Source organism: Acinetobacter sp. Q186-3, from assembly GCF_013420655.1.
Taxonomy (GTDB): Bacteria; Pseudomonadota; Gammaproteobacteria; order Pseudomonadales; family Moraxellaceae; genus Acinetobacter; species Acinetobacter indicus.
This window is the reverse complement of record NZ_VOXS01000031.1, coordinates 1-10,446: the sequence shown is the minus strand read 5'-3', so window position 1 is coordinate 10,446 and position 10,446 is coordinate 1. Positions and strand designations below refer to the sequence as shown.

Sequence of the window (10,446 nt, the reverse complement as noted above, 5' to 3'; positions counted from 1 at the left end):
GTGTATTCATTTCTATCATTTAATCTTAATTCTATTAGATTAATGATAATACTATCATTTAATTATTGCATTAAGTCTAATGATAGATATTGTATGCGATTTGGCTCGCTATCATTCAGGTATAGTCTTTTGATAAAAAAAGCATGACTGGAAGCCATGCCTTGGGAATTCGTATAACGTGTATTATGTTAATTTTAGGGAAATTTAAGAATCTCTATGCAATGGTTTATTCAATATTCTTTGATTTCTTATCTTTTAGGTTAATCAGAAATAGCCAATAACATAAGCCAGGAAATAGAGCCATAAAGATAGTCCATGTATCTGTATACATCTTCCACCACTCTTTCGAAATTTCTCCTGTGTGACTCCATCCAAAAAGAATAAAAAATGGAGTAGCAATAATTATAGAGGCAATACAGATAGTTAATAAATTAAGACTGTTATAACGATTTAAAAGAATTGAGAATATGAAGCTGAAAGGTACAGTCAAAATACAATAAGCCAAGTAGACAAGACCGTGCCCTACAAGAACCACTAAAATCGAGTATAGGCTGTATTCCTGATTCATTACGATAAACAGGACTGCTGTGAAAAAAAGTAGTGGTAAAGGAGAAAGTAAGAGAGCTTTTACTATTTTTTCATTTGAATATTTCACTAATTTAATTCTCTTATCTACTCAATAAATAATAATACTATAACGATTTTATTGGAGGTTTTTTGATTCTATTTAACATAATGGCGATTATACGAAGTACATTTGTATATTAATTTAAATATCAGATACTTATTCAAACCATAAAAATCCAAAAATGAGCAAAAAGCCGACTTTGAAACAAGTCGGCTTTTTTATGAGCAGTTTTGATATTTTTTGCCAATAATTTTGACTAAAAATTACACCAATCAGGTTGAGTGATACAATTTTGTGATACATTATTGTATATACAAATTTGAATGTTTTTTATGGAACAGTATTTTGAATGGGATGAGGCTAAGAATCGAAAGAATCAGAAAAAGCATGATATCTCTTTCGAAACGGCAAGCCTTGTTTTTGATGATCCACTGAGGATCTCAATTCAGGACAGACATACCGATGGTGAAGAACGTTGGCAGACCATTGGGAAAGTAAAAGGCGTACTAATGCTCTTAGTAGCTCACACCATTTTTGATGAAGATGACTGTGAAATCATACGAATCATTAGTGCAAGACAAGTCACTAAGGCGGAGCGAGATAGATATGAGCATGGTTAGATACTCACGTAAAGAACTGAATGAAAAATTCAGCGACAAGCAAGATGCTGAAATTGAACGCTTGCTTGCTAAAGGGACGGTTCCTGATGATCAGCTAGATCTCTCAGATATTCCTGAAATTACCGACTGGAGCAATGCTGTACGCCATAATCAATTCTATCGCCCAGTGAAGCAACAGACTTCCATCCGTTTAGATGCTGATGTACTTGCATGGTTTAAAGCTCAAGGTAAAGGCTATCAAACACGAATGAATGAAATTCTGCGAGAAGCAATGTTAGAAGATTTAAAAAAACATCAATAAAAATGGGAGCTTAGGCTCCCATTTTTGATATCGTATAAGGTGTATTATGTTAATTTTAGAAAAATTTAATATTTCTTATTGCTGAGAAATTCCTAATTCTTCGTGATAATTAATCAGAGTAGTTTCTATATATTCAGCTGATCTTAGGATGTTTTGATCCTTTTTTTTAACCGCATTAATATATTTTTCTACATAACCAATAAACATTTTTGTTATATGTGCTTCCTTACCAGCTAACTTTTTACCAGCTTCCTTTGTCCTAAGCACAAATACTTCATCTGAAATATATGATTCATCTTTGATTAGTAGTGCTTTCGAATAATCTAGCCCCATTCCTTTAATATGTTTAACTTTTCTATTTACCTCAAGAATTAATGAAGCATTGTGAGTAACATGAGATCTAACAGGAATTGCAAAAGTAAGATCATTTATAGTTATTTTTACTACTCCATGTCCTCGTCCTTTGGTTGTATCCCATTTACTATCCAGAGCATAGTAATCCAATGCATGTTGGACTATCGGATTTCCAGTGTAGAAAGAGGTATTTAACTTCTTTAATTGCATATATATTTCCATTTAAATGCAAAAAACCTCGACATTTGTCGAGGCTTTTCTAGATAGCAACAAGGAATTTGAGAGTTTAACGTGAGGATCTTCCTACCCCACATGATATACAAGGAATTTGAGAGTTTAACGTGAGGATCTTCCTACCCCACAAGCTATCTATCTACTAATATATATGAATACACATATTAGTCAATAAAAAACGTACTAAAGGCTAGGTTCAAATTCTTCTTAAACATAATTTAATATTTATATATCATCTACTTACAAGCAATGTATGCATTCTTTTCAAAATCATCAATATGTTAAGAAGTAAGTTTATAAGAATGAAAACTATCAATGGTTTCAACATATAACCATGAAATATAGTTATATATTTGATTGATGTATAAATTAGGCATAAAGAAACAAGGACAATAGAACATAAAATGGAATAGCTAATATTGTAATAAAGCTCTTCTAATACCGACTTCTTAATATCAAAGAGTGGATCAATCGCTTTTTCTTTCTCTTCAGCTAACTCTCTTCTTTCTTCCAGTTTTTGTTCTTGGTCAAAAACTAGAACTAGAACTGATAAAAGTAAAGCTGAGAATATTGAACCTAAATTAACCAGTAAAGAAATTATTTCCTTCCCATTCAATGGTATGAAAATAATACTAACTGATAAAATTATTGGAAGCACAATGAATACAAGAAATTCTAAAATTCCTATTTTATTGTTACGAGTTTGACGCAATGTTCGAAAGTGACCTACCACTATGTCACAGATATTAATGCGATTACTCATAGTCTATATCCTTAAGGCTTATATAAACTTCTAGTGAACTCTTGATCAATTTCTTCAAACCATTTTTCCAAAGCTTCAGGAGTTGGTAAACCTCCCTGTACTTCAATATAGTCTGGAGCTTCTATCTCACATAGTGCCGTTGTTTGGTTCCTACCGACAGTAAAAGTCCTACTTTTGCCATTTAAACTAACAACTGTCTTAACTTGCTGACATTCCTCTTCCCACACTTCTACGGCTTTAAATTGATCTGTATTAGGCGTGAGAAAGTTTTTTAACAAGCCGAAATTACCTTTTTTAGGCTTCATCATTAATACTGTTTCAATATTCTCTCGATGACCTAAATTTGAGATTCTCTGAGCTTTATCATCGATACCTGTAAATTTAGTCAGTTTAATTTCTTTCACCTGTGCTTTCTGTTTCCATTCATCAAAAGATTTATCATCTGTTAATGATTTAAATTGTAATACTAGTCCGCTTTTTTCTTTGTAATATTTATATAGAATGTTAAAAATCAGTGTTTTAGCACTTACACTTTTATAGCACTGAAAAAATGCAAAGCCTTCATTATATGAAAGAGGAATTTTTAGATAAAAATAGTAATTAATTAATTCAGCATTTTTTTCTGTCTTTGCATAATCTATTTTTCCTGTGTCAATATTTATAATATCAGACCTAAGACCGTAGTTTCCTTGTTGTAAAAAACCTTTAATAATTCTAGTTTTATCATCAACTTGAAGATCAACGATTCTGTAAATTTTCTTTTCATCTTCAACTATATGAAAGTCTATACCTTTCTCAGTAAAACAATCCTTAAAAATCGTATAAAGATCTAATCGACCTAAAATCTTATCTAAAGGAGGATAAGTATTATGAAGTCTAAAATATTGCTGATCATAAGTTCTTATAGTGTACGGAGCTAAAGAATGCATACTTAATATTTTAAGAATTAAAAATACATTTTTTCATAAGTTTTAGTCAGTTAAAAGGCTTTATTTAACATAAAATCTCTTATGCGAAATTTAAGAAAAAAAGCTTTAGCATTTTTTTCTGTCTCTTCTTAATCGTTGATCTTTAGGCTTTCGCTTATTCCGTTTATTCAAATAAATCTGATCTGCATTTCGACAAGCCACTTCAAACTCTTTCATACTCCAAGCCTTCTTGGCAGTGAAGCGTACATAGTGTAAGTTTTTTGGAAAATACATTTGATTCAGCTTCTTCTGCTCGGGATTTCGGGCATTTAATATCGATCTCATTTTAGCCTGTAACGTGCCAATTTGATGACGTGTACCATGAAAAGTTCCCTTAGAACTCAATCTAAAAGTGGCTTCTTTCAAACGATCAGCCTGTTCAGTCGAAATTAAATCAATTTTTTTATTCAACTCCCGCGTTGCCGACTGCATAAATTCTTGCGATAGATACCAGGTAAAACGGATTTTCTTCTGAGAATATCGTTGAAAAAACTCCAAATGCTTTTTACGAACCCCGCGTAATGCACGAGTTAGCTCTTTCAACCGCTCGTTATAGCTCACGTCATCGTTAAATTTAATTCCAAACCGTTGCAGTAAAAATGCACTCACGGATGCCTGATTCCAACGTGTATGTTCATTTTCTAAAAAAGCAAAGCCGAAAATACGTTGAATACTGGAAAAACGCCTGACATCAGATGCATCAAAAGGCTTAAACACCCGATAAACCAGATCTTGGTTACTATCAATAGTTTTTACACGCTTGGCATGAACATTAAAAATAACGCCAAAGCGTTCAGGATGATAATAAACCCGAGAAAATTGTGGCTTAAGATCACTAAACTCAATGTATTGTCCCAGTACATAATCCCCATAGTGCAACAGTTTTTCTCTTTTGGTTGTCAAAAGACTATTCAACTTTTGCTTCTGTACCATGCTCGAATTTTTGGCGAGTATTTCTTTTAGCGTCAGCTTACTTCTTCGCGCTTCTCTGTAGCCTGTGGTAAATAACCAAAACTGGAATACCTCACTTTTGGCTGGATCATAATTGATGACCAGACTCCATACTGGTTCCCCGTAGTCCGATTTTTTCTTACGCTCAGATTCAGTCAGATCGAGGCCATACTTCAAAATTAATTTTGGAAGCACATGATGGAACTTTGAAAAAAGCACAGTATCAGAAAACCAAAACTTAGCCCTTCCATTCGAAATGCATTGCATAAGACTGAGAAGACAGTCTGTTTTCGTTGTTGTGTAGTAGATCATTATCTAATCAAAATATACCTTTTATGCGGAAAGCATAAAAGTTTATCTTTGATTAAAAAAGAATAAAAAACACCATTTTTATAAAATAGCGTTTTTTTTGATCAATTTTGGTAAATGTATAAATAAGAGTTCCAATACCCGAATAATCCAGGACTAAAAATCTTTTAAAAGTTCAAGATCAACACTAAACATTCTTTGCATTCCCAGCATATGATCAAATTTTTGCTCATATTCTTTCAAAAATTTTCTGGAATCTAATAAATGACTCAAAATCAATTTTAGACTCTGAATAGATTCATCCTTAGGATCTACTAAAGCTTCTTTTTCTTTTAACTCTTTACGAACTTCTTTAATTTGAGATGTTAGCGTTTTTATACCTCTATGATTTGCAATAAACATCATTTCAAACCATTCAAGATCTTCTAAAGTAGATTTCATATCATCACCATTTAATTTTATAAAAATATTTTTTTTAATGCTCTCACTCTCTCAACATTCTCCACAGCCTTCGTTTTACTCTGGGCTGATGGTGAATGTTGAGAGAGTTTCGGCAATACTCACCCTAAGAGCTTACAAAAAATTGCTTGCTCTTAAAGTATTGCCGAACACCAATTTGGGCTGACGGAGCCACGCATCGGTCGTCCACGACAGTAGGTAATTGTGCTTTCCTACACAGGCTGAGATTACGATTCACACACCGCATCGACACGTTCTCAAACCGAACAGGTCACTTCTCTCTGCGAGGGTTTCCCCAACATACAATTTAAAGCATCCCTGAACTACTCATCACGCTGTTGCTTTGTCGATATCCCCTAGTAGCAACTCCTGCTCTACATTACTGTAAAACAATCGCTGTGGTGCGCTAGCGTCGCTTTATTCCATCCACCCACACCACATGCCTAGACCCGAATAAACGGACACGCAGAAGCGGGCAAAGCTCGAATTCAAGATTGCTTATTTAATGGACACAAAACGATTCAATAACGAAGTAATTCATGTTTTGACTTGAAATTACTGCTCATAACGTTAAAATGTGCGAACAGGTACAAGCCTTTGGTGAAATCTGCACGAGTTGGTAGCTCTGCTGATCTTCGTTATCTGATGCGTCAACATCAAATAACTGCGTACCGCTGAATATAAGAAAAACCCGTTGATACTGCAAGGTGTCAGCGGTTTTTTTTTACTCAATTCAAGCCCTTAACTTTCACTCTTTCTAATTTCTTATTAAAAAATCATCTACATCTATTTGATTAATTTCTATTTTCATTAAAAAATAAGTTTCACTCTTTTTCAAAAAAAAATTGTTATTTGCTCAAATTAAATACACCAATATCTATTTGTTTTTGATTAATTTTTATAAACCCGTCCAAGATTTTTAGACAGTCTAGTTAATACAACAATTTAAATATTAGATAAAATCAGATGGTATATATGTAAAACTATATCTATCCAGTCTGTAAATTTTACAGTCTATTAGACAGTGACTTTAGACAACAATAGGCATCACTTTACAACATGAAAAGTCTTTCAGTTCTTGAATTATCCAAGCTTTACGGCATAAATAGACAGACAATTTACAATCATATAAATAAAGGAATTTTAAGTAAAAATTCTGATAATAAAATTGATTTTTCAGAAGCTATTCGTGTTTTTGGTGAGCCTGCTAAAAAAACCGATGTAAAAGAATCTGTAAAAGTAGACAGTCCAAGTTCGGCAGAAGTCTTACTACTTAGACAGCAGATAGACATACTAAAAAATCAGTTGGATGATGCAAAAAATAGAGAAAGCTTCTATCAAAATCAAATTGAAACTATGCAACGACTATTGGAAGCTCCAAAAACCAATACAACGCAATCTGATGATCCAAAATCAAAACAAGCAGAATCCACGGTAGAAGAAAAAGAGGACGTCATAGCTATGCCTCCTAAGGAATCAGAGGTCATCGGGAATAAACGTATTCCTGTCCCTGAACATATTGAGCCAGAACTAGAAAAAAGGGGGTTCTGGAGCCGTTTTTTTAAACCTTATGGCTAATATAAAACAACAGTTAGTTGTAAATTAGTTGTAAATTAGTTGATATAATAACTTATGCTTTTGGAGATAAGTTATGTCTGTTCAAGAACGCTTAAATAAATCTACAGTCCAATTTCTTAAGATTGCACATCATGTTGTATTCGCCAGGAAACGCTATGAAAACGGCAGACAAATAGTAGTTTCCCTGATTTATATTGCACAAGATGCACACCCCATAGCGGCAATCACAGGAACAGAGCGATTTTGGGATTGTCACGACATCAGTAAGGCAACACGATCAATTAGACGACACAATAAAAACTGTCTAATCCTGGATCGCAGAGACTTCATTTTTGAGAAAACGGAAGACCTAAGAGGCTTCAATGGCATCCATTGATTATTCGCCAAAGCTAAACAAAACCGTGGAACATTGATTGTTTTTTGATCGTGAAACATGAAAAATCATAAAAAAAGCCCAATCGGGTGTGATTGGGCTATCAACTAGAAACTACAGCATTGATTTCTAAAGAAAATTATAACGCATTTCGTATAACGTGTATTATGTTAATTTTAGTAGAACTAATAAATCTATATATTTGAAAATGTCATTTTACTCAATTAAATACTCTTCAGATATTTCACACTGTTCAACAAAAAAATGATCATGTGAAACTAAAATTACAGCGCCCTGATATTGGCTAATAGCCTGCGATAGAAGCTCTCTAGACTCAATATCTAAATGATTTTCTGGTTCATCAAGCAATAATAAATCAATACCATCAGGATAGTGACTCATTGCTAATAATGCGACTTTCAATTTTTCACCACCACTCAGTTCTGATAGTTTTAATAAAGCTTTTTCACGACGAATACGTAACTGACCTAACAAATTTCTCCACTCAACTTCAGTAAGATTGGAGTTATAAAGTGCAAGGTTTTCGATTACGGATAAATCATTATTTAATAAACTAAAGTTTTGATCTAAATACAAACATGTTCCACTAAAGAAAATATCATCACGTTGATGGGTAGAAATCAATTTCAATAAGGTTGATTTACCAATTCCATTAGCACCTTTAAGATGGATTTTTTCGCCAGCTTTCAATGCAAAATTAATTTTATTTGTTGCTGTATGGGGTAGCTTTAAATCATGAATTCTTAAAATCTCTCCTTGCTTCGTACTCTGTAAGTGGAATTCAAACTTCTGAGCTTTGATTTTTTCTACAATGGTCTGCCTATTAATCAGACTATTTTTCAAATCATCAGTTTGTCGAGTTTGTTGGGCACGTAGCTTACCTAAGCTTTGTCCAGCATTTTCCTTTTTGAAATCTAGAAAAATCTTTGCTTGAGAATTAGAATCACGAAGTTCATTGCCTTTAGATTGACGTTTATTCGCTTTCATTAAGCTATCATGTTGCCGTTGTTTTAACTGCTTTAATTCTTTTTTCTCATTATTAATAGACTGAGTTAATGCATCCATGTGTAGCTGATGCTGTTGAATGTAATGCTCATAATTACCTTTGTAGTGTTGTAAGCCTAATTCAGTTAAAGCATAAATATGTTGGACTTGATTGAGTAATTGGCGATCATGACTAATCAGGCATACACCACTAGGGTGTGCCAAAATACTCTCAATTAACCATTGTCTAGATGTTGAGTCTAAATGGTTGCTTGGTTCATCTAAAAGTAGATAGTGATCCTTTTTTAAAAACAAACGACATAAAGCCAGCTTTGTTTTTTGTCCTTCACTCAGTTTTTCTGTTGGAAAGTTCAAATCCGTAGGTAAGTCAGCATTTTCAAGTATATTTTGCCATTTTTGTGGTAAATCCCAGGTATTTTCAACTAACTCATAATCATCAAAACTAGCTGTATTGTTCTCTATACGCCGAAAAGCATGATGTAAATGATCTACCTCTAATGCTTGTGCAATATTTTCAGCATTAAGGCGTTCTAATTGTGCCAAATAATCATGTTGGATATTCCATGAAACTTGACCACTATAATGAATATCTAAAGCTTGGCTTTGATCTAATATTCTGAACAATAGGGATTTACCTAAACCATTACGTCCAATTAATGCAGAAACCTGTCCTGATAAAAGCGTAATGTTTAGCTGATCAAACATTTTCTGTGTAGAAAATTCTAAATTTAAGTTTGAAGCAATACATGCATGTTGCATAAAAAATTCCTCATGTAGAGGATATGCAAAATAGTGAAGATTAACTTATAAAAAACAATATATTATTTAGGATATAAAGTAGAGACCAAGAATATATAGCCACAAGTAGAATCTATTTTGCACATCAAAAGTTTAAAAATAATGATGAGAAAATGACTTACTTCATTGGCGTTACTCTTGGGAGGATGATTTGAATAAGGTTATTTTATAATGATAAGACAATCTGTCAAGCTTGTACTAAAGCTTCTAAAAGTTATTTAACATAATGGCGATTATGCGAAACGAGATCTACCAGCTCTCGTTTTTTGTTATGGAAACTGCTAAAATTCAAATACGCCATTGACGTATAAAGAGTCCATGTTATTTATTGAAACCAGCATCTTTACCAAGCAAATTAAAGACCTTGTATCTGATGAGGAATATCGTCAACTTCAGCAAGATCTTTTGGTACAGCCTGATAGAGGTGACCTAATCAAGAATGGCGGTGGTATTCGCAAAGTACGTTGTGCTCAAGGTAACAAAGGGAAAAGTGGTGGGATACGGGTGATTTATTATTGGGTCACCGAGGATGATCAGATCTTTTTCTTAGTGGCTTATCCAAAATCAGTAAAAGATAATTTAACAGATAAGGAAACCGCCATTCTGCACCAACTCGTGAAGGAGCAATTTCATGGATAACAACTTATTTGATGACTTGGTTGCTTCAATCAAAGAAGCTGGAGCTATCAAACGTAAAGAAGTTAAAGCAAGCCGAGTTACAGAACTCGAATTGCCTGATATTAAAGAAGTACGTGAAAAAACTGGCTTGAGCCAAAATGAATTTGCTGCACGTCTACATATTAGCCCCCGTACCCTGCAAAATTGGGAACAGGGACGACGCTATCCAACTGGACCAGCAGCTACATTGATTCGAATTTTAGATGCTCACCCAAGCCTTATTTGAAAAAATTACTTAAAAAATGGGAGCTTAAGGCTCCCATTTTTATTTCGTATAAGGTGTATTATGTTAATTTTAGAAAATCTTCACTACTATTATTTTAAAATAAGCCTTATATCCAAGCATAAAACAAGGTTGTCTAGACTTCTTTTAACAGTAAAGTTATCATAAAACTGAATTTTATTT

General features: G+C 33.4%; 13 protein-coding genes. 6 read left to right on the top strand and 7 right to left on the bottom strand.

Annotated elements, in window-relative coordinates:
• Positions 1–226 precede the first annotated feature (226 nt).
• On the bottom strand, positions 227–655 hold the full coding sequence (locus FTT64_RS13970) for a hypothetical protein (protein ID WP_000877730.1): 429 nt from the start codon (positions 653–655) through the stop codon (positions 227–229).
• Between the two features lie 305 nt (positions 656–960).
• Here FTT64_RS13970 and FTT64_RS13965 point away from each other — a divergent pair, with 305 nt between their 5' ends.
• Together FTT64_RS13965 and FTT64_RS13960 are read left to right on the top strand one after the other, a co-directional pair.
• Positions 961–1,248 (top strand): BrnT family toxin, encoded by a 288-nt coding sequence (locus FTT64_RS13965; RefSeq protein WP_005244631.1) that lies wholly within the window; start codon positions 961–963, stop codon positions 1,246–1,248.
• On the top strand, positions 1,235–1,549 hold the full coding sequence (locus FTT64_RS13960) for a BrnA antitoxin family protein (RefSeq protein WP_068975325.1): 315 nt from the start codon (positions 1,235–1,237) through the stop codon (positions 1,547–1,549). The genes FTT64_RS13965 and FTT64_RS13960 overlap by 14 nt, the downstream gene beginning before the upstream one ends.
• Before the next feature lie 75 nt (positions 1,550–1,624).
• Here the strand turns inward: FTT64_RS13960 and tenpIN are convergent, their stop codons facing one another.
• The 5 genes from tenpIN to FTT64_RS13935 form a co-directional block, all read right to left on the bottom strand.
• Complete coding sequence (gene tenpIN / locus FTT64_RS13955; protein ID WP_179996725.1) at positions 1,625–2,113, bottom strand: type III toxin-antitoxin system TenpIN family toxin; 489 nt, start codon at positions 2,111–2,113, stop codon at positions 1,625–1,627.
• Between the two features lie 256 nt (positions 2,114–2,369).
• Positions 2,370–2,900, bottom strand: a complete 531-nt coding sequence (locus FTT64_RS13950; protein WP_179996726.1) for a hypothetical protein — start codon at positions 2,898–2,900, stop codon at positions 2,370–2,372.
• An 11-nt stretch (positions 2,901–2,911) separates the two neighbouring features.
• Positions 2,912–3,829: a hypothetical protein gene (locus FTT64_RS13945; protein ID WP_180132127.1), complete on the bottom strand. Its 918-nt coding sequence runs from the start codon at positions 3,827–3,829 to the stop codon at positions 2,912–2,914.
• A 105-nt stretch (positions 3,830–3,934) separates the two neighbouring features.
• Positions 3,935–5,086, bottom strand: coding sequence for a hypothetical protein (locus FTT64_RS13940; protein ID WP_163143596.1), 1,152 nt, complete (start codon positions 5,084–5,086; stop codon positions 3,935–3,937).
• 198 nt (positions 5,087–5,284) lie between these two features.
• Positions 5,285–5,569 carry a hypothetical protein gene (locus FTT64_RS13935; protein WP_180009727.1) on the bottom strand — a complete coding sequence of 95 codons (285 nt, stop codon included), beginning with the start codon at positions 5,567–5,569 and terminating at the stop codon, positions 5,285–5,287.
• A 1,077-nt stretch (positions 5,570–6,646) separates the two neighbouring features.
• Between FTT64_RS13935 and FTT64_RS13930 the strand changes: the two genes are divergently transcribed.
• Together FTT64_RS13930 and FTT64_RS13925 are read left to right on the top strand one after the other, a co-directional pair.
• Positions 6,647–7,165, top strand: coding sequence for a plasmid replication DNA-binding protein (locus FTT64_RS13930; RefSeq protein WP_179995782.1), 519 nt, complete (start codon positions 6,647–6,649; stop codon positions 7,163–7,165).
• 73 nt (positions 7,166–7,238) lie between these two features.
• The gene (locus FTT64_RS13925) at positions 7,239–7,541 is read left to right on the top strand and encodes a hypothetical protein (protein WP_179995781.1); all 303 of its coding nucleotides are present in this window, start codon (positions 7,239–7,241) and stop codon (positions 7,539–7,541) included.
• Between the two features lie 213 nt (positions 7,542–7,754).
• Here the strand turns inward: FTT64_RS13925 and FTT64_RS13920 are convergent, their stop codons facing one another.
• Positions 7,755–9,323, bottom strand: coding sequence for an ATP-binding cassette domain-containing protein (locus FTT64_RS13920; RefSeq protein WP_159124549.1), 1,569 nt, complete (start codon positions 9,321–9,323; stop codon positions 7,755–7,757).
• Positions 9,324–9,680: 357 nt separating this feature from the next.
• Between FTT64_RS13920 and FTT64_RS13915 the strand changes: the two genes are divergently transcribed.
• Both FTT64_RS13915 and nadS read left to right on the top strand, forming a co-directional pair.
• Positions 9,681–10,001, top strand: coding sequence for a type II toxin-antitoxin system RelE/ParE family toxin (locus tag FTT64_RS13915; RefSeq protein ID WP_000897307.1), 321 nt, complete (start codon positions 9,681–9,683; stop codon positions 9,999–10,001).
• Positions 9,994–10,266 carry a NadS family protein gene (gene nadS / locus FTT64_RS13910; RefSeq protein WP_000369781.1) on the top strand — a complete coding sequence of 91 codons (273 nt, stop codon included), beginning with the start codon at positions 9,994–9,996 and terminating at the stop codon, positions 10,264–10,266. The genes FTT64_RS13915 and nadS overlap by 8 nt, the downstream gene beginning before the upstream one ends.
• Positions 10,267–10,446: the final 180 nt, after the last annotated feature.